Annotated in this window: 18 protein-coding genes; 7 read left to right on the top strand and 11 right to left on the bottom strand. The window is 67.9% G+C overall.

Annotation, left to right across the window (positions count from 1 at the left end; translation table 11 throughout):
• The gene (locus tag C3B61_RS03905; protein ID WP_103459609.1) at positions 1-489 is read left to right on the top strand and encodes an OsmC family protein; all 489 of its coding nucleotides are present in this window, start codon (positions 1-3) and stop codon (positions 487-489) included.
• An 88-nt stretch (positions 490-577) separates the two neighbouring features.
• Here the strand turns inward: C3B61_RS03905 and C3B61_RS03900 are convergent, their stop codons facing one another.
• The 5 genes from C3B61_RS03900 to C3B61_RS03880 form a co-directional block, all read right to left on the bottom strand.
• Positions 578-1921, bottom strand: coding sequence for an aminotransferase class III-fold pyridoxal phosphate-dependent enzyme (locus C3B61_RS03900; RefSeq protein ID WP_088455483.1), 1344 nt, complete (start codon positions 1919-1921; stop codon positions 578-580).
• A 94-nt stretch (positions 1922-2015) separates the two neighbouring features.
• The gene (locus tag C3B61_RS03895) at positions 2016-2675 is read right to left on the bottom strand and encodes a hypothetical protein (RefSeq protein ID WP_103459607.1); all 660 of its coding nucleotides are present in this window, start codon (positions 2673-2675) and stop codon (positions 2016-2018) included.
• 312 nt (positions 2676-2987) lie between these two features.
• The gene (locus C3B61_RS03890; RefSeq protein ID WP_165791121.1) at positions 2988-3647 is read right to left on the bottom strand and encodes a Pr6Pr family membrane protein; all 660 of its coding nucleotides are present in this window, start codon (positions 3645-3647) and stop codon (positions 2988-2990) included.
• A complete protein-coding gene (locus tag C3B61_RS03885) occupies positions 3647-4054 on the bottom strand; it encodes a RidA family protein (RefSeq protein WP_103459606.1) in 408 nt (135 codons plus the stop codon). Before C3B61_RS03885 ends, C3B61_RS03890 begins: the two co-directional genes overlap by 1 nt.
• Before the next feature lie 105 nt (positions 4055-4159).
• Positions 4160-4897 (bottom strand): lysophospholipid acyltransferase family protein, encoded by a 738-nt coding sequence (locus C3B61_RS03880; protein ID WP_088457900.1) that lies wholly within the window; start codon positions 4895-4897, stop codon positions 4160-4162.
• A 160-nt stretch (positions 4898-5057) separates the two neighbouring features.
• On the opposite strand from C3B61_RS03880, the gene dxr reads away from it, so the two are divergent.
• On the top strand, positions 5058-6146 hold the full coding sequence (gene dxr / locus C3B61_RS03875) for a 1-deoxy-D-xylulose-5-phosphate reductoisomerase (RefSeq protein WP_103459605.1): 1089 nt from the start codon (positions 5058-5060) through the stop codon (positions 6144-6146).
• 7 nt (positions 6147-6153) lie between these two features.
• On the opposite strand, the gene C3B61_RS03870 is transcribed toward dxr, so the two are convergent.
• From C3B61_RS03870 to C3B61_RS03850, 5 genes are all read right to left on the bottom strand, one after another.
• Positions 6154-7068 (bottom strand): NAD-dependent epimerase/dehydratase family protein, encoded by a 915-nt coding sequence (locus tag C3B61_RS03870; RefSeq protein ID WP_103459604.1) that lies wholly within the window; start codon positions 7066-7068, stop codon positions 6154-6156.
• Between the two features lie 62 nt (positions 7069-7130).
• Positions 7131-7751: a hypothetical protein gene (locus tag C3B61_RS19620; protein WP_165791120.1), complete on the bottom strand. Its 621-nt coding sequence runs from the start codon at positions 7749-7751 to the stop codon at positions 7131-7133.
• Positions 7748-8947: a serine/threonine-protein kinase gene (locus C3B61_RS03860; protein ID WP_244285823.1), complete on the bottom strand. Its 1200-nt coding sequence runs from the start codon at positions 8945-8947 to the stop codon at positions 7748-7750. Before C3B61_RS03860 ends, C3B61_RS19620 begins: the two co-directional genes overlap by 4 nt.
• Positions 8948-9065: 118 nt before the next feature.
• Positions 9066-9641, bottom strand: coding sequence for a hypothetical protein (locus tag C3B61_RS03855; RefSeq protein ID WP_103459601.1), 576 nt, complete (start codon positions 9639-9641; stop codon positions 9066-9068).
• On the bottom strand, positions 9638-11035 hold the full coding sequence (locus C3B61_RS03850; RefSeq protein ID WP_244285822.1) for a serine/threonine-protein kinase: 1398 nt from the start codon (positions 11033-11035) through the stop codon (positions 9638-9640). Before C3B61_RS03850 ends, C3B61_RS03855 begins: the two co-directional genes overlap by 4 nt.
• Before the next feature lie 69 nt (positions 11036-11104).
• On the opposite strand from C3B61_RS03850, the gene C3B61_RS03845 reads away from it, so the two are divergent.
• The 3 genes from C3B61_RS03845 (at position 11105) to C3B61_RS03835 (ending at position 15591) form a co-directional block, all read left to right on the top strand.
• Complete coding sequence (locus C3B61_RS03845; protein ID WP_198416817.1) at positions 11105-12481, top strand: M50 family metallopeptidase; 1377 nt, start codon at positions 11105-11107, stop codon at positions 12479-12481.
• Positions 12482-12553: 72 nt separating this feature from the next.
• Positions 12554-13714, top strand: a complete 1161-nt coding sequence (gene ispG / locus C3B61_RS03840) for a flavodoxin-dependent (E)-4-hydroxy-3-methylbut-2-enyl-diphosphate synthase (protein ID WP_088455497.1) — start codon at positions 12554-12556, stop codon at positions 13712-13714.
• Positions 13715-13821: 107 nt separating this feature from the next.
• Positions 13822-15591: a proline--tRNA ligase gene (locus C3B61_RS03835; RefSeq protein WP_103459600.1), complete on the top strand. Its 1770-nt coding sequence runs from the start codon at positions 13822-13824 to the stop codon at positions 15589-15591.
• 80 nt (positions 15592-15671) lie between these two features.
• On the opposite strand, the gene C3B61_RS03830 is transcribed toward C3B61_RS03835, so the two are convergent.
• Positions 15672-16505, bottom strand: a complete 834-nt coding sequence (locus C3B61_RS03830) for a DUF1206 domain-containing protein (protein ID WP_088455499.1) — start codon at positions 16503-16505, stop codon at positions 15672-15674.
• A 164-nt stretch (positions 16506-16669) separates the two neighbouring features.
• On the opposite strand from C3B61_RS03830, the gene nusA reads away from it, so the two are divergent.
• Positions 16670-17680 (top strand): transcription termination factor NusA, encoded by a 1011-nt coding sequence (nusA, locus tag C3B61_RS03825; RefSeq protein ID WP_088455500.1) that lies wholly within the window; start codon positions 16670-16672, stop codon positions 17678-17680.
• 8 nt (positions 17681-17688) lie between these two features.
• Positions 17689-17946, top strand: coding sequence for a YlxR family protein (locus tag C3B61_RS03820; RefSeq protein ID WP_088455501.1), 258 nt, complete (start codon positions 17689-17691; stop codon positions 17944-17946).
• Positions 17947-18008 lie beyond the last annotated feature (62 nt).

The following is an 18008-nucleotide window of genomic DNA, read 5'->3' as shown; positions in this document are numbered from 1 at the left end:
ATGATCGGTGTACATCACTATGCCGTGCAGATCCACTGGACGGGCAACCGCGGCACAGGCACCAGCAGCTATCGGGCGTACGGCCGCGACCACGTTCTCACCTCGTCGGGCAAGGAACCGATCGCCGGCTCGGCCGACCGCACCTTCCACGGCGATGCCGACCGGTGGAACCCCGAGGAGCTGCTGCTGGGAGCGCTCAGCCAGTGCCACCTGCTCTCGTACCTGCACGTGGCCGCCAGACACGGGGTGGTCGTGGTCGGCTATTCCGACGACGCCATCGGCACCATGGCGCAGACGGCGGATGGCGGTGGCCACTTCACCGCCGCAACCCTGCGTCCCCGGGTCACCATCGCCGACCCGGACCAGGCGGAGCTGGCTCAGTCCCTGCACTCCGAGGCGTCCAAGGCCTGCTTCATCGCGGCGTCGGTCAATTTTCCCGTCGGTCACGAACCAATCATCATCATCGCCGAGCCGGCCTCGCTGCTCTAAGCCCGCCCGCCTAAACCGCGAAAGCGGCCCTGTGGCTGCCTCCGCAAAGCGGAGGTGACCACTGGACCGCTTTCGCGAGGTGCGGCGCTTATTTCTGGGTGGCCGCGAACAGGGTGAGGGCCTCTTCGAGCACCGAGGCGGCGTCGTCGATGAGGGCTTCGGAGATGACCACCGACGGCATGATCCGCAGCACGGAGTCCCAGCTGCCGGCATCCAGCACGATGACGCCATTGGTGGTGGCGTGCTTGAGCACGAACGCGAGAGCCTCGGGGAACGGCTTCTTGGTGCCGGGGTGCACAAGCTCAACGCCGAACATGGCGCCCTTGCCGCGTACATCGCCGACGATGTCGAATTTGTCTGCCCAGTCGCCGATGCGGGCCCAGAGGGCCTTTTCCACGCGCTTGGCCTCGTCGAGCAAGTTGTCGCGCTCGATGATGTCGAACACCGCCAGGGCCGCCGCGGTCGAAACCGGGTTACCGCCGAAGGTTCCGCCGATGCCGCCGGGTTGCACGGCATCCATGATCTCGGCGCGGCCGGTGACGGCGGCGAGCGGGAATCCGCCGGCGATGCCCTTGGCCGTGGTGACCAGGTCGGGGACGACGCCGTGGTGCTCGATGGCGTACCAGGCGCCGGTGCGGGCGATGCCGGCCTGGATCTCGTCGGAGACGAAGACGATGCCGTTCTCGGTGCAGAACTCGCTCAGACGCTTGAAGTAGCCGGGAGCGGGGATGACGATGCCGCCGTCGCCCTGGATCGGCTCGACGAAGAACGCCGCGATTTCCGACGCACCGATGTGGGTCTGGATGTAGTCGATGGTCTTCTCGGCCGCTTCTTCGCCGGACAGGCCGTCCTGGTAGGGGTAGCTGGTGGGCACGCTGTAAATCTCACCGGGGAACGGGCCCATGCCCACGCGCTCCGGCCATGGACGGTAGGTCATCGCCATGGTGAGGTTGGTGCGGCCGTGGAACGCGTGGTCCAGGCTCACGATGGCGCGGCGGCCGGTGTATTTGCGGGCGATCTTCACCGCGTTCTCCACGGCTTCGGCTCCGGTGTTGACCAGGATCGAGTGCTTCTCGAAGTCACCGGGGGTGATCTCGGCGAGCTTCTCGGCGACGCGCACGTAGTTCTCGTACGGGGTGACGGTGAAGAGGGTGTGGGTGAGTTTGCCGGCCTGTGCGGCGGCGGCTGCGGCGACCTCCGGGTTCGCGTGGCCGATGGTGGTCACACCGATGCCGCAACCCAGGTCGATGATCTGGTTGCCGTCCACGTCCACCAGGATCGCTCCCGCGCCGTGGTCCATGTAGATGTTGGCAAGGGTGCCGGCACCGGCAGACACGGCGCGAACGCGTCGTTCCTGCAGCGCGATTGACCGTGGGCCCGGGAGGGCGGTGACGAGCTTGCGCTCCTGGCTGACCGAGAAGGAAGAAGACATGCCCCCCAGCTTACGGAGGTCGGCTGGGTCGGCGCCCCGAACCGCGCTGGCTGGACTGCTGCATCGGTCGTGGCGATGACCGTTTCGGTCACCGCTACGAGGCGACTCCGGGAGTGGCAGACGACAGGTCGACGAGCGGATCCAGCGGGGGAGTGTCGGCGGTCACGGAGACGGGTGCTTCGCCCTCCGTCTGAACGCTGAATTCAACGGAGGAATAGCTGGGATCGGAGGCGAGCGGCTGGATCTCTGCAACGATCGCGTCCCGGGCGGTGTCGTCGGCAACCGTCACCGTGAACATCGTGCACAGTTCCAGGTAAATGCCGATGGCTGTGGGGTCCAGCAGAAGCTGATCAAACTTGGCGACCAGCGCGTCGGGAGCGTCGCACCGTTCTGGGCCGTCGCCGATGTTGAACTGACTTTCACTGCCAGAAGCGGTGACAGTCACCGGGGGGTTGTCCGGCCCGCTGTAGTCGCGGTAGAGCGTCGACAGCTCGGACTTCGGTCCGTAGACGTAGGAATACTCCGGATCAACGGTGACAAATGACACCCTGTCGTCTGTGGCCGCGGTGAGCGCCAGGTCCAGCATCCTGGCGGTCTCGGCCTGGGTGGGCGCGATGGTGAAGCTCACGATGCCGTACTGCAGGCGCATCTCCACCCCGTCGCCCTGGGCCGTGCCCAGGTAGTCCGTCGCCGCCTCAGTGAGACGACGGATCTGGCCCTCGGTAACCGAGTCCCCGATGGTTCCCACCACCATGGGATTGCACGTCGCTCCGCAGCCCCGCATGGAGATGTCCGTGCTCTCGATGATCTGGCTCTTATCGAGCCACTTCTTCGCTTCGTTACCCTCTGTCGAACAGGCCGTGAGTCCGACGGCCGAAAGAGCCGCCGTCACCAACGCGGCCGTGAGTCTGGTGCGATATTGATTGCGGATGATTCCCCCTGGTTGCGGCCCGGTCAGCAATCCACGTTCAGTGGAATACTCCGGGGCGCTCCGTTCAGTCTTCGACCTTTCGCCCGAGTGTTGCCGCGCCACGCCGCCGACCGCACCCGAACCGTCGCTGCCGGTCTAGGTGCGGCTGGGGGAGAGTTCCGCGGTTCGGATGTGGATGCCGCGTAATCTGCTGGCAGTCCAGACGAGCGCGCCGGCGGCGATGATCGCTGCGAGCAGTCCGACGATGTGGACGGTGAGGGAGGCGATGCCGCGTTCGGGCAGGAGGAAGCCGTAGGGAACCCACCCGTCGGTCACGCCGCGGATCAGGACCGTGGTCAGCCACAGGATCGGGTAGGGGAGCAGCAGCCACAGTCGTCGCCAGGGTAAGCGCGGGCGGTCGCCGATGAGTAGCCAGTCGAGCGCGACGAGGAGCGGGAAGACGACGTGGAGGAGGGCGCTCACCCACGGCGGTGCCGACCCCGTTCCCGGGACGAGAAGGTTGTAAATCACGGCGACCACAAGCAAGTACGCCGTAGTGATTCCTCGCACGAGGGTGAGGGTCGGAGGAACGCTTCGGCCGAGAATCATCAGCACCCCGGTAGCGATCAGGATGAGGCTGGCGAGCAGACTCGTCTGATTGGTGAAGTACCCGAAGTAGTCGAACGGGTTGCCGTCGCCGACGGCAATGCGGACGGCGTAGAAGTAAACGAGAACCGCCGTGATCATCAGGCCGCTGCCTGCACGGCCGCATCCGACCAGAACAGCCCTCGGGCGGAGCGCTGCGTCCACATCCATCAGTCGATCACGGCCGCGACGGCTTCGATCTCGACGAGCTGATCCGTGTACCCGAGCACGGTCACTCCCACGAGCGTGCTCGGTGCGTCGTGCTGGCCGAATGCCGCACGGACGACCTCCCACGCTGCGACGAGGTCGTTCTGGTTGGACGATGCCACCAGAACCCGGGTGCTCACGACGTTATCGAGCTCGGCTCCGGCCGCCTTCAGCGCGATGACCAGATTCTCCACCGCTTTGCCGGCCTGCGCTGCATAATCTCCCACTCCGACCGTGCTGCCATCAAGGTTCAACGGGCAGGCGCCGGCCAAGAAGATCAGGCGCGCCTCTGCGGGAGCCGTGGCGGCATAGGCGTACTCTGCAACATCGGATAGGTCAGCGGAGCGGATGAGGGAAACCGGTTCAGACATGCCCTCAACGTATCGAAGACGCATCCGGAATCGTGCCGGCTATCTGCCTTTTTGCGCACTTCGTCCTAATAATCGTGCGTCACACCATGGGGACGCCCGGTGCGGCTAGCGCAGTTCGCGCCACCAGATGGCGCGCTTGACGCGCTGCACCACGGTCGTCGGCGGTGATTCGTTGTAGCTGTGTGCCAGTTCCTGCCCGGTCAGCTCGTGGATCGCGGCCATGATCTCGTCGGTGGCCTTGCGACGGGCGCGTCCCGAGTCGGCGGTGCCGTGCCCGCTCACGTCGATCGGCTCGCCGAACTTCACGCTGATGCGGCGGATGCGCGGCATCTTCGAACCCACCGGCATGATCTCCTGCGTGCCGATCAGGCCCACCGGCACCACGACGGCCCCCGTGGTGAGCGCCAGCCAGCCCACCCCGGTGCGGCCGCGGTAGAGACGACCGTCCAGCGACCGGGTGCCCTCGGGGTAGATGGCGAAGGCGCTGTCGGAGTCGAGGATGTCCTTGCCGGCGTCGAGCGCGTCCTGGGCGGCCTGGCCGGCGCCACGTTCCACGCCGACCGCACCGATCGAGGTGAAGAACTGGCGCGAGACCCAACCCTTGAAGCCGGTGCCGGTGAAGTAGGTTGACTTGGCCAAGAACTGCACGCGCCGCGGTGCGGTGAGCGGGATGACGATGCTGTCGATGAACGACAGGTGGTTGCTGGCCAGGATCACCCGGCCCTCGCGGGGGATGTTCTCCTTACCCGTGATGCGCGGCCGGAAGACCAGGCGTGCGATGGGCGCCATGATGCCGTAACCGAGGAAGTAGACGAACCCGGGCCGCTTGGCCTTGACCGGCATCTCGACGATTTCGTCGGTGGTGGGCACCTGTTCGGCAGGGGCTTCCGGCACGGTTGCGGGTTCGGATGCTGGGTCGTGCTTGGCTCCGGTCACTCAACGACCCTACAGCGCGAGGTAAGTCGCACCGGGCATATATCCGCGGTGCGCCTAGCATGGGGGCGTGCAGCGAATCATCATTCTCGGGTCCACGGGCTCAATCGGAACCCAGGCGCTCGACGTCATCAAAGCCAACCCCACCCGGTTCGAGGTGGTCGGCCTGTCGGCCGGCAGCAACCGAACGTTGTTGGCCGAGCAGGCCGCCGCGTTCAACGTCGACGACACCGCCGTCGGCGCCGACGAGGCCGAGCAGCTGGTGCGGGATGTCGACGCCGACGTCGTGCTCAACGGCATCACCGGGTCGGTCGGGCTGGGCCCGACCCTCGCCGCGCTCAAGGCCGGCCGCACGCTGGCGCTGGCCAACAAGGAATCCCTCATCGTCGGCGGCGACCTGGTCAAGGCGCTCGCCGCCCCCGGCCAGATCGTGCCGGTCGACTCCGAACACTCCGCCATCGCGCAGGCGCTGCGTTCCGGCACCGCCGACGAGGTGCGCCGGTTGGTGCTCACCGCCTCCGGTGGCCCGTTCCGTGGCCGGTCGCGCGCCGAAATGACCGACGTGACCCCGCGCGAGGCCCTCGCGCACCCCACCTGGGACATGGGACTGGTCATCACCACCAACTCGGCCACCCTGGTGAACAAGGGGCTCGAGATCATCGAGGCGCACCTGCTCTTCGACGTGCCGTACGAGAGCATCGACGTTGTCGTACACCCGCAGTCACTCATCCACTCGATGGTCGAGTTCATCGACGGCTCCACCATCGCGCAGGCATCGCCGCCGAACATGCGCTTGCCGATCTCGTTGGGCCTGGACTGGCCGAACCGGGTGGCCGCGGTCGGTGTGCCTATCGACTGGACCACCCCGCACACCTGGACCTTCGAGCCTCTGGACGACGAGGCGTTCCCCGCTGTGGAGCTGGCTAAGCAGGTCGGCCGCGCCGGCGCCACCTACCCGGCGGTGTTCAACGCCTCCAACGAGCAGGCGGTGCTGGCCTTCCACGCCGGCCGGATCGGCTACCTCGACATCGTCGACACCGTGCAGCGGGTGGTGGAGGCCCACGAGGCGCAGGGCGACCTCACCCTCGAGTCCCTCGCCGACGCCGAACGCTGGGCGCGGGCGCAGGCCGACACCATCATCGACACGATCGCCCGCTGACCGGCTGCTACCGGCGGTAGCTGTCGGCCACGGCGACCAGCGCCGCATCCCACGGCGTGGCCGCCACGCCGAGCACCCGCTCGGTCTCGCCGGAGTCGATCACGTACGGCACCTGGAACTGGTAGCTGGACTTGTACACCTCGCGCATCAACGGGCTGGGAATGCCGAGTGAGCGCAGTATCCAGGTGGGGTAGCCCGCCACGGTGCCGTGGCTGCCGTAGCGCGCATTCAGCTGCCCGGCGATGTCGGTGCGGCTGTGGGCGCCGCTCGGCACGTGCCAGAGACGACCCCACGTGCCGGTGTAGTCGGCTGCGGCGATCATCGTTGCGGCGATGTCCGGTACGTAGCTCCAGCTGTGCACCAGATCGGGCCGGCCGACGACTCTGGCCGTCTTAGAGGCCAGGACCGCGCGGAAGAACGCCTGGCCCAAATGCGCGGTCCCGCCCACGCCGGCGCCGAAGTAATCGCTCGCGCGCACCTCCACGGCCCGGATCTCACCCCGCTCGTGCGCATCTCGCACCCGGTGCCAGCCGTCACGGCGAATCAGACCCTTCGATTCGGTCGTGGTCTCGGGGGAATGCTCGGTCATCGGCCCGGCCGGCGACCCGTAGGGGTAGAGGTTGCCCATCACCACCAGGTTGGCGCCCGAGACGGATGCTGCGGCGATTGCCGCCGCGAACACCGGCGGCCACCGGCGGGCCCAATCCGGGTACGGAGGATTGGTGCACAGAAAGATGGTCTGCATCCGCTCGGCCGCGAGGCAGAACGCGACGGGGTCCGACGCGTCGAGCACCCGGGCGATGGCGCCGGGAACTGCGGTGCCGGAGCGGGTGGCGACGGTGACGTCGTCGCCGCGGGCCACGAGCTGGCGAGCCAGTTCACCGCCGATCCAGCCGGCTCCGACGATGAGGTGCTGGGGCATGGGAACCTCCGAGGAGAGTGGGCCGACGGGGACAGGCTACCGGTCGGATGCCCGGTTCTGCCTCAGCCGGCGCCTTGATCGCCCGTGCCGGGCTCGCCCGGTGTCTCACCGGAGTTGTCGGGCACAACGGGCTCGGTTGTTGGCTCTGGTTCGGGGGTCGGCTCCGGGTCGGGCGTTTCCGGTGGCGGTGTCGGCTCGGCCGTCGGCACGGGTTCTGTCGGCGCCGGGCTGGGACTGCCCGTTGGCTCCGGGGTCGGCACGGGCGGCTGGGTGGCCGGGACCTCCGGCTCGGTGCTGGGCTCCGGCGTTTTGGTGGCAGGAGCCGGGGTGCTGGGAACGGTCGGTGTCGCGGGGGTCGCGGCCGTCAGCGCCGCGATCAGGTCAGCGTCGACGAGGGCGATGGCGGCGTTGATCCTCGCGGCCTGAGCCTCGGTGAGCCTGCCGTCTTCGACGGCAGCGGCCAGCGCGGCCTTCAGCCCGGCCACGGCGGACTGCGCGCCCGCATAGTCGCCGGTCGCGGCGGCTGCCGTCACCGAGAGCACGGCGGCCTGCAGCTGCGCTGTCGTGTCGGCCGGCACACCGGGCGTGCTGCTCGTGCACCCCACCAGGGTGCCTGCGACCACGAGACCGGCCGCCACACCGGCGCGGATGCGGCTGCCCAGCGTACGTCGGCGGTGGGTCACGGGTCGACGCTCTCTTGCAGTTGCTCGAGGTGGTCCCCGAGCTGACCGTCGACCGCCGGATACGCCGGCGGCTCCGGCGGCGGGTCCGCGCCGGGAACGACGAACAACACGGCCCCCGCGGTGAGCACCGCCACCAGCACTCCGCTGACGACGAGCGACCACCGGCGTGACTTGCGCGACCGGCGTGGCCGACGCGAGGGGGCCGTGGCCGGCGCCGCTCGCGGATGAAGCGTCGAGGTCGGAACGAAAGGTGCTACTTCACGCTGCAGCGTCGTTGGCAGGTCGAGCGGTCGGGTGGCGCTGTCCTCTTCTCGGACCCCCACAGCTGCCGGCTCGGGGCTGACCGAGGAAACCTCGACCGAAGGAGCGTCGACCGAGGGAACCAGGGCGCGCAGCAGGCCGGCTGCCTCGGCGGGTCGGAGCCGATCCTCGGCCTCACGCGCCGTCATCCCGGTGAGCACCGCTCGCCACTCTGCGCCGACCCAGTCGGGAATCTCCGGTTGCCGTTGCAGCCGGGCCATGGCCGACTCGACAGCGGTGCCAGGGTAGCTGTGTTTTCCGGTGAGGCACTCGAGCAGCACCAACCCCAACGAGTAGACGTCGGCGGCCGGGCCGACCGGCAGGCCGCCGGCCTGTTCCGGGCTGAGGTAGCCGGCCGTGCCCACCACAGCGCCCGTCTCGGTGCGGTGGGCGGCGTCGAACAGCCGGGCGATTCCGAAGTCGGCGAGCTTGGCGCGAACGACCCGGCCCGGAAAATCCGACGGTGCCAGCAGCACGTTCGCGGGCTTGATGTCACGGTGGGTGATGCCCAGTGCGCCCATGCAGTGCAGGGCCTCACAGAGGTCGGCGCCAAGCCTCGCCACCTCGCCGGGATCCATCGGGCCCGCCAGCAGGTGACTACGCAAATCCGTGCCGTCGACGAATTCGGTCACGATGAACGACCGCGGGGCGCCGTCGATCACCTCGACTCCAGCGTCATACAGCGTGACGAGGGCGAAATGATTGAGGTGGGCCAGCACCGCCACCTCGTCGCGGTGCCGCGCGGATCCGGCACCGCCGGCGGCATCGAATCGCATCAGCTTCACGGCGACGGTGCGGCCCAGGGCCAGATCAGAGGCCTGGTAGACCACGGCCATCCCACCCGACCCGATCAATGCGTCGAGGCGGTATCGATTCGCGAGCGTGAGTCCGAGCACAGTATCGGTTCGCGTCGGTTCGCGAATCGGCTCGGTTGAAGTAGTCAGGCGGGCCTCCTGATGTCTGTTGGCAGCAATTCTTTGTCAATGCCCGCCGACAGTCAAGGCCGTCCAGCCCCTACTCGCAGTCGTCCTTCTTCTCGCAGGCTTCGGTTCCGGTTTTGTCGGTGCCGGGCTTTTCGGGTGTGGCCGGAGCAGGAGCCGGCGTTACAGAAGGCGTCGGCGTGTCGATGTCCTCGCTGTCGTCGCTGTCCTCCTCGTCGTTCTTTTTGTCCTTGTCTTTGTCCTTCTTGTCGTCGTCGTCGTTGCCCTCGTTAGGCGTGCTGACAGGCTCTGGCGTCGGCGTCTCCACCGGCACCTCCACGGGGGTGCTCGCAGCGATCGAGGCCGCAAGGTCGGCCCCGACGAGGTCGATGGCAGTCTGGATCTCGGCGGCCCGGGCCGCGGTGACGGCATCTTCGGCCGACGCGGCGGTCAGGGCGGTCTGCACGCTGCCGAGCTCGGTCTGCGCCGTGAGGAAGTCTCCGGCGGCAGCGGCCGAGGTCACCTTGAGGACTCCGTCCTGCAGGTCGGCCGCCGCGGCGGGATCCAGCGCGGCGGTGGTGCCTGCGCAGCCGGTGAGCAGGCTGCCGGCGAGGCCCAGGCCGGCGACGGTCAGGACGAGCCGGGTGCGGATGGTCCGAGTGGCGGTCATGGGTTCACGCTCTCTTGCAGCTGCTGGAGGTGGGTGCCGAGGTCGCCGTCGACCGCGGGATACGTGGGTGCCTCCGGGGCCGGATCGCCCGGTTGCACCAGGAACACCAGCGCGATCACCGCGGCCAGCGCGACGAGCACCCCGATGATCAACGGTCGCCGGCCGACCTTGGGCTGACGACGGGCCGGCCGTTGGCCGGCGGCCGGCACGCTGGCCCCGGCCGGTTGGAACACCGCCGTGCGGTCCAGCGGTGCGGCCGCGTTCAAACGCTCGGTCTTCGCGGTGTGCTCCGCCATGCCTGCGGAGGGGAGCACCCGGGTGGGTTCGTCGCCGGTGGCCGCGGGCAGCCTCTCGGTGGGGGTCAGCGGTGCGGTCTGCAGGGGCGCCGCATTCATGGGTGCAGTGCCGGCCGCCATCAGCTCGGTTGAGTCGTCTGCCGATGCCGGGATTGCCGCGAGGGAGGACTCAGTCGACCCGGCCGGAACGAGTTCGCGCAGGCGCACCGCGGCATCCGCCGAGGTGAGACGGTCGGCCGGCTCGCGGGCGGTCATGCCGGCGAGCACGGCGCACCACTCGGCGCCGAGCTCCGCGGGGAGCTCCGGCTGGCGCTGCAGCCTGGCCATGGCCGACTCGATCGCTGTGCCCGGGTAGCTGCGAGTGGCGGTGAGGCTTTCGAGCAGAACCAGGCCGAGCGAGTACACGTCGCTGGGCGGCCCGATCGGCTGGCCCAGCGCCTGCTCCGGACTGAGGTAGCCGGCGGTGCCGAGCACCGAGCCGGTTCGGGTGAGGTGAGTGGCGTCGAAAAGCCGGGCGATGCCGAAGTCGGCCAGCTTGGCGTGCGAAACTCGGCCGGGAAAATCCGACGGGGCCAGCAGCACGTTGGCGGGCTTGATGTCGCGGTGGATGATGCCCTTCGCGTGCACGTAGTGCAGCGCCTCGGCCAGGTCGGCGCCCATCCGGGCCACCTCGGCGGGGGCCACAACGCCCTGGTTGATGCGGCTGCGCAGGTCGGAACCATCGACGTATTCCATCACGATGAACGACCGGGTCACGCCGTCGACGTGTTCGGTGCCGGCATCGAACAGGGTCACCAGTGCGAAGTGGTTGAGGCTGGCGAGCACCATGACCTCGCCACTCTGCCGCTGCGGGCCCGAATCGTCGGCGGTGTCCATCCTGAACAGCTTGAGCGCGACAGTGCGCCCCAGCGCCAGGTCGGCGGCTTCGTAAACGGTGGCCATGCCGCCGGTGCCGATCAGCCTGACCAGACGAAACCTGTCGGCGAGGACCAGCCCGATCAGGCTGTCTGACCGCGACGGATCACGAAGCGGTTCGGTCGGTGCAGACAGGGGGAGCCTCCGGGGCGGTGAATCGGGATGCTGGCGGGTGGGTGGCAAATCTTGCGGATAGCCTGCTGCCGGTCAACGGCCAGCCGACTTGCAGCAAGAGAAGGCTAATCTACCGATGTGGAAACCGTGCTGTTATATATCTTGGGCGTAGCCGTGGTCGTCGTGGGCCTTGCGCTGTCCATCGGCCTGCACGAGATCGGCCATCTGGTGCCGGCCAAGCTGTTCGGGGTCAAGGTCACCCAGTACATGATCGGCTTCGGGCCCACTCTGTGGTCCAAGCGTAAGGGCGAGACCGAGTACGGCGTCAAGGCGCTTCCCCTCGGCGGTTACATCTCGATGATCGGCATGTTCCCGCCCTCGAAGGACGGTGCCGCCCGACCCAACAGCACCGGTTTCTTCAACCAGCTGGTGCAGGAGGGTGAACCCGCCAAGAAGCCCGGCGCCCTGAGCACCATGGTCGACGACGCCCGTCAGGCCAGCGCGGACACCATCGGCGAGGGCGAAGACCACCGCGCGTTCTACAAACTGCCGGTTTTCAAGCGCATCATCATCATGCTCGGCGGGCCCACCATGAACCTGCTCATCGCGGTGGTGCTCTTCGCCGTGCTGCTGATGGGCTTCGGCACCACCCAGTCCAGCACCACCGTCGGCAGTGTCAGCGCGTGCGTGCTGCCCGCCACCAGCGACCGGCAGACCTGCGCGGAGGGCGACGAGGTCGCACCCGGCGCCGCCGCCGGCCTCAAGCCCGGCGACCGTCTGGTGAGCATCGACGGCACCGCGATCACCAGCTGGGACCAGTCCACCGAGATCATCCGCGCGTCATCGGGCACGCCCCTGCAGGTGATCGTCGAACGCGACGGTGCCGAGCAGACCCTGGTCATCACCCCGAAACTCACCGAACGCTACGTGACGGATGACGCCAATCAGATCGTCACCGACGCCAACGGCGACCCGCAGACCATCGATGTCGGCTTCGTCGGCATCGGCCCGGCGGGTGAACTCGTGCAGCAGCCCATCACGGCGGTGCTGCCCGCCGTCGGCGAGAACATCTCCGGTGTGTTCCACATGATCCTGAACCTGCCCCAGCGTCTGATCGACGTGGCCAACGCCGCGTTCGGGCCGGGGGAGCGGGACCCGAACGGCCCGATCAGCGTGGTGGGCGTCGGCCGGGTCGCCGGCGAGATCGCCAGCATCGACACCATCCCGTTCAACAGCAAGGCCGCGAGCCTGATCGGCTTGCTCGCCTCGCTCAACATCGCCCTGTTCGTCTTCAACCTGGTTCCGCTGATGCCACTGGACGGCGGCCACGTCGCCGGAGCCCTGTGGGAAGGCATCCGCCGGTGGTTCGCCAAGCTGTTCAAACGCCGCGACCCGGGCCCCGTCGACACGGCCAAGCTGATGCCGCTGACCTTCGCCGTCGTGGTCGTGCTCGGCGGCATGAGCCTGCTGCTCATCTACGCCGACATCGTCAAGCCGATCAACCTGTTCGGCTGAGCCCACGCCACACCATCGGGGCGTTCGGGAAGGGTTCAGCTTCACGGGATCGCGCACGCGTAAGCTACATTCGTGGCCGCTATAAACCTGGGTACGCCCAAAGTCCCCGTAACTCTCGCTCCCCGACGTAAGTCCCGCCAGATCAAGGTCGGTAAGGTCCTCGTCGGCGGCGACGCGCAAGTCAGCGTGCAGTCGATGACCACGACTCCGACGACGAACATCAACGCGACCCTGCAGCAGATCGCCGAGCTCACCGCCTCCGGCTGTGACATCGTGCGCGTCGCCGTGCCGAGCCGCGACGACGCCGAGGCGCTGCCGATCATCGCCAAGAAGAGCCAGATCCCGGTGATCGCCGACATTCACTTCCAGCCGAGCTACGTGTACGCGGCCATCGACGCCGGCTGCGCGGCCGTGCGGGTGAACCCCGGCAACATCCGCAAGTTCGACGACCAGGTCGCCAAGATCGCCGCCGCCGCCAAGGCCGCGGACGTCTCCATCCGCATCGGCGTCAACGCCGGCTCGCTCGAGCCCAGCATCCTGCAGAAGTACGGCAAGGCCACCGCGGAGGCTCTCGTGGAGAGCGCCGTTTGGGAGGCCAGCCTGTTCGAGGAGCACGACTTCCACGACTTCAAGATCTCGGTCAAGCACAACGACCCTGTGGTCATGGTCAAGGCCTACCGCCTGCTCGCCGAGCGCGGCGACTGGCCGCTGCACCTCGGCGTCACCGAGGCCGGCCCGTCCTTCCAGGGCACCATCAAGAGCGCCACGGCGTTCGGCATCCTGCTCGGCGAGGGCATCGGCGACACCATCCGGGTGTCCCTCAGCGCCCCGCCGGCCGAGGAGATCAAGGTGGGCCTGCAGATCCTGCAGTCGCTGAACCTGCGCGAACGCAAGCTCGAGATCGTCTCCTGCCCCAGCTGTGGTCGGGCTCAGGTGGATGTCTACAAGCTCGCCAACGACGTCACCGACGGCCTCGAGGGTATGACGGTGCCGCTGCGTGTGGCCGTGATGGGCTGCGTCGTGAACGGCCCCGGTGAGGCGCGCGACGCCGACCTCGGCGTGGCATCCGGAAACGGCAAGGGCCAGATTTTTGTGCGCGGCGAGGTTATCAAGACCGTGCCGGAGTCCGAGATCGTGCAGACCCTGATCGAGGAGGCCAACCGGATGGCCGCCGAGATGCCTCCCAGCGAAGACTCCCTCGGCGCCCCCGTGGTGACCGTCGGCTCCCGCTAGCCGCACCCGACCCAGCCGCGCGCGCCGCAACTGTTGCCCGTTTTCGAGGCCAGCCCGCGCCGACGGGTGGTCTCCGCGCGCCGTAAAGTAGGTGCGTGCCTATTCGTATGTCGAACTACTTCCTCCGAACCCTTCGCGAAGACCCCTCTGATGCCGAGGTCACCAGCCACCGCCTGCTTGTGCGGGCCGGCTACATCCGTCGTCAGGCGCCGGGCATTTTCGCCTGGCTGCCGCTGGGCCTGAAGGTCAAGGCGAAGATCGAGACCATCATCCGCGAGGAGATGGCCGCCGCGGGCGCCTTCGAGGTGCACTTCCCGGCCCTGCTTCCGCGCGAACCCTACGAGATCACCGGCCGTTGGGACGAGTACGGCGATGGGCTGTTCCGCCTGCAGGACCGCAAGGGCAGCGACCTGCTGCTGGCCCCCACCCACGAAGAGGTCTTCACCCTGATGGTGAAGGACCTCTACAACAGCTACAAGGACCTGCCGCTGTCGATCTTCCAGATCCAGGACAAGTACCGCGATGAAGCCCGCTCCCGCGGTGGCCTGCTGCGCGGCCGCGAGTTCACCATGAAAGACGCCTACTCCTTCGACCACACCGACGCCGGCCTCGAGACCAGCTACCAGGCTCAGCGCGACGCCTACGAGCGCATCTTCACCCGACTCGGCCTCGAATACGTCGTGGTGCAGGCGGATGCCGGCGCGATGGGCGGTTCCAAGAGCGAAGAGTTCCTGCACCCCACCCCGGTGGGTGAAGACACCTTCGTGCGCTCGGCCGGCGGTTACGCGGCCAACGTCGAGGCGTTCCGCACCCTGGCACCCGAGCCGATCGACTTCGCCGGCTTCCCCGCCGCGCAGGTGCACGACACCCCGGACACCCCCACCATCCAGACTCTCGTCGATTCGGCCAACGCCAACCAGCCGCGCCCGGATGGCCGCGACTGGACCGCCGCGGACACCCTCAAGAACGTTGTGCTCGCCCTCGTGCAGCCCGATGGCAGCCGCGAGATCGTGGTCATCGGCCTGCCCGGCGACCGTGAGGTCGACCTCAAGCGCGTGGAGGTGGCCTTCGCCCCCGCCGAGGTCGAGGCCGCCAACGACGGCGACTTCGCCAAGCTCGCGAAGATCCCCGGCCGCCCCGGCCTGGTCAAGGGCTACATCGGCCCGTGGACCGCCGCCGGCGCGATGCTGGGCGCCGAATCGGCCACAGGCATCCGCTACCTCGTCGACCCGCGCATCGTCGACGGCACCGAGTGGATCACCGGCGCCAACGAGGCCGGCCGCCACGTATTCGGCCTCGTCGCCGGCCGTGACTTCATCGCGGACGGCACCGTCGAGGCCGCGGACGTGCGCGCCGGCGACCCGGCCCCCGACGGCTCCGGCCCGGTGGAGTTGGCCCGCGGCATGGAGATCGGCCACGTGTTCCAGCTCGGCCGCAAGTACGCCGAGTCGCTGGGGCTCAAGGTGCTCGACGAGAACGGCAAGCTCGTCACCGTCACGATGGGTTCATACGGCATCGGCGTCACCCGCGCCCTCGCCGTGATCGCCGAACTCAACAACGACGCGAAGGGCCTGATCTGGCCCGAGGCGGTGGCACCGTTCGACGTGCACGTGATCGCCACCGGCCGCGACGAGATCGTCTTCGAGACCAGCGAGGCCGTGACCGCCATGGTCGAGGCATCCGGTCGCGACGTGCTCTACGACGACCGCCGCAAGGTGTCGCCCGGGGTCAAGTTCGGCGATGCCGAGCTGATCGGCATCCCCACCATCGTGATCGTGGGCCGCGGCGCGGCCGACGGCATCGTGGAGCTGTGGGACCGCCGTTCGGGCGAGCGCACCCAGGTGGCCGTCTCGGAGCTGGCCGCCCACTTCGCCTGACCCGCAATCGCGAAAGCGGTCATCCGGTTGCCTCAGCGACGCTGAAGCAACCGGATGACCGCTTTCGCGCGCCGGTGTGGTTAGAGTCGGGCGAAGCGGGCCCTGAAGAAGCAGTAGATGCCGTATGCGATCAGGCCCAGGCCGACCAGCACCAGGATGGCCACCCCGAACGGCAGGGCGGCGAGCGAGCGCAGCGCCCCGTCCAGGCCGGTCGACTGGCTCGGGTCGACCGTGAAGCCTGCCACGATCACCAGGATGCCCACAACACCCACGGCGATGCCCTTGGCGATGTACCCGGCCACGCCGAGGCCCACCGTGACAGTGCCCAGGGTGCCGGCGGGCACGGCGAGGTCCTCGGTGAACTTCTTCGCAACACCCTTGTAGACGAAGTATCCGCCGATCACCAGAATCGCGAGCCCGGCGATCATGAGCAGCACCGGCCCGCCGGGCAGGGCGAGCACGGATGCGCTGGCCGACGCCGTGCTCCCCGATGAGTCCGCCGACCCCGTCAGCGCCACCGTCAGGGCCGTGCCGGCCACGAACAGGTACGCCACACCCTTGCCGATCTCCTTGAGCCGGTGCGCCCAGACCTTCTTCGGATCGGTGCCCGGCACCAGGAAAGCCTGCAGAACCTGCCAGAGGCCCAGCGCCGTCAGGCCGACGACGATGATCCAGATGACGAAGACGCCGCCGGGGGACTGGGCGAGCTGGCCCAGGGCGCCGGACTGATCGGCGCTCTCACCGCCGGCACCGACAGCCAGCCCGATCGCGATGGCGCCGATCAGGCCGTGCAGCAGGCCGTTGACCGCATAACCGGCCTTGGCCAAGGTCTTCAGGTGCGGGTTGTTACCGGCGCTCTGCGCGGCATGACCGGCCGAATTGGCGGCGGACTCTGCATTGGATCGAGTAATCATCGGGATAGCGTAACCGCGCAGGCTGCTGCGGGCACCTGAGCGCCCTCGGTGAGTCCCTGCGGTACCACCCGGGCGGGTGACGGGCGCGCTGGGATTCCGGTACCGTAGGGAGAAGCCCGCTGCGCGGTTTCGCGGCGGCAAGATCTGAATAGAGGAGGCCGGCCATGGACATCGACCTCAGCGTGTTGCGGCTGATGGAGCGCGAGAAAGAGATTCCCTTCGAGGAACTCGTGCAGATCATTGAGCAAGCAATTCTGACGGCCTACCTCAAGCACACCCACCAGGGTGAGCCGCTGAAGCAGGCTGCGGAAGAAGAACCCGGAGCTCGCGTCGTACTCGACCGCAAGTCCGGTCACGTCGACATTTACATTCCTGAGCACGACGAAGAGGGCAACATCATCGGCGAGGCCGTTGACAACCCCGACGACTTCGGTCGCATTGCCGCATTCGCGGCCAAGCAGGTCATCAATCAGCGTCTGCGCGACATCGCGGATGACGCGGTGCTCGGCGAATTCAAGGGCCGCGAAGGCGAGATCGTCGCCGGCGTGATCCAGCAGGGCCCCAACCCCCGCATGATCCACGTCGACCTCGGCACCATCGAGGCGATCCTTCCCCCCGAAGAGCAGGTGCCCGGCGAAAGCTACGTGCACGGTTCGCGCATCCGGGTGTATGTCACGGCCGTCGGCCGCGGCATGAAGGGCCCGCAGATCACCGTCTCGCGCACCCACCCGTCGCTCGTGCGTCGGTTGTTCGCGCTGGAGGTCCCCGAGATCGCCAGCGGTGTCGTGGAGATCGTGTCGCTGGCCCGCGAAGCCGGCCACCGTACCAAGATCGCCGTGCGCGCCACCGAGCCCGGTGTCAACGCCAAGGGTGCCTGCATCGGCGAGCTCGGCCAGCGCGTGCGCGCGGTGACGTCGGAGCTCAACAACGAGAAGATCGACATCGTCGACTACTCGCCGGACCTGGCCACCTTCGTGGCCAGCGCGCTGTCGCCCGCCAAGGTCACCAGCGCTTACGTCATCGACGAGTCGATCAAGGCAGTTCGGGCCCTCGTGCCCGACTACCAGCTGTCGCTCGCGATCGGCAAGGAGGGTCAGAACGCCCGCCTCGCCGCCAAACTGACCGGCGCAAAAATCGACATCCAGCCGGACAGCATTCTGGAGGACGACGAATAGGGGGTACGATGGATCCCGTTAGAACGTGCATTGGATGCCGTTCCCGCGCCTCACGCTCCTCACTTCTGAGGATCGTCGCCCAGAATTCGGACCTGGTGGTTGATGAAACCGCCACCCTCCCTGGGCGAGGTGCGTGGATTCATCCCACCATCGCGTGCTTCCAGGAGGCCGTGAGGCGGCGCGCTTTCGGGCGTGCTCTTCGGGTGACCAGCCCCCTGGACGCAAAACAACTAGAGAACAGGCTGACTTGGCTAATGGATAACTAATGAGCGGCTCGAAATGAGAACCGTCCGTTACTAACGGTCTGCCCCTTTCCGGGTGCAGGCCC

This window comes from Cryobacterium zongtaii, from assembly GCF_002909375.1.
GTDB classification, from domain to species: Bacteria; Actinomycetota; Actinomycetes; order Actinomycetales; family Microbacteriaceae; genus Cryobacterium; species Cryobacterium zongtaii.
This window is presented reverse-complemented; position numbering and strand designations above follow the sequence as displayed.

Coding starts and splice junctions, on each gene's coding strand:
- C3B61_RS03905 (WP_103459609.1), top strand. CDS start 1: ATGATCGGTGTACATCACTATGCCGTGCAGATCCACTGGACGGGCAAC.
- C3B61_RS03900 (WP_088455483.1), bottom strand. CDS start 1,921: ATGTCTTCTTCCTTCTCGGTCAGCCAGGAGCGCAAGCTCGTCACCGCC.
- C3B61_RS03895 (WP_103459607.1), bottom strand. CDS start 2,675: ATGGTGGTGGGAACCATCGGGGACTCGGTTACCGAGGGCCAGATCCGT.
- C3B61_RS03890 (WP_165791121.1), bottom strand. CDS start 3,647: ATGGATGTGGACGCAGCGCTCCGCCCGAGGGCTGTTCTGGTCGGATGC.
- C3B61_RS03885 (WP_103459606.1), bottom strand. CDS start 4,054: ATGTCTGAACCGGTTTCCCTCATCCGCTCCGCTGACCTATCCGATGTT.
- C3B61_RS03880 (WP_088457900.1), bottom strand. CDS start 4,897: ATGCCGGTCAAGGCCAAGCGGCCCGGGTTCGTCTACTTCCTCGGTTAC.
- C3B61_RS03870 (WP_103459604.1), bottom strand. CDS start 7,068: ATGCCCCAGCACCTCATCGTCGGAGCCGGCTGGATCGGCGGTGAACTG.
- C3B61_RS03855 (WP_103459601.1), bottom strand. CDS start 9,641: ATGACCGCCACTCGGACCATCCGCACCCGGCTCGTCCTGACCGTCGCC.
- C3B61_RS03835 (WP_103459600.1), top strand. CDS start 13,822: ATGTCGAACTACTTCCTCCGAACCCTTCGCGAAGACCCCTCTGATGCC.
- C3B61_RS03830 (WP_088455499.1), bottom strand. CDS start 16,505: ATGATTACTCGATCCAATGCAGAGTCCGCCGCCAATTCGGCCGGTCAT.
- nusA (WP_088455500.1), top strand. CDS start 16,670: ATGGACATCGACCTCAGCGTGTTGCGGCTGATGGAGCGCGAGAAAGAG.
- C3B61_RS03820 (WP_088455501.1), top strand. CDS start 17,689: ATGGATCCCGTTAGAACGTGCATTGGATGCCGTTCCCGCGCCTCACGC.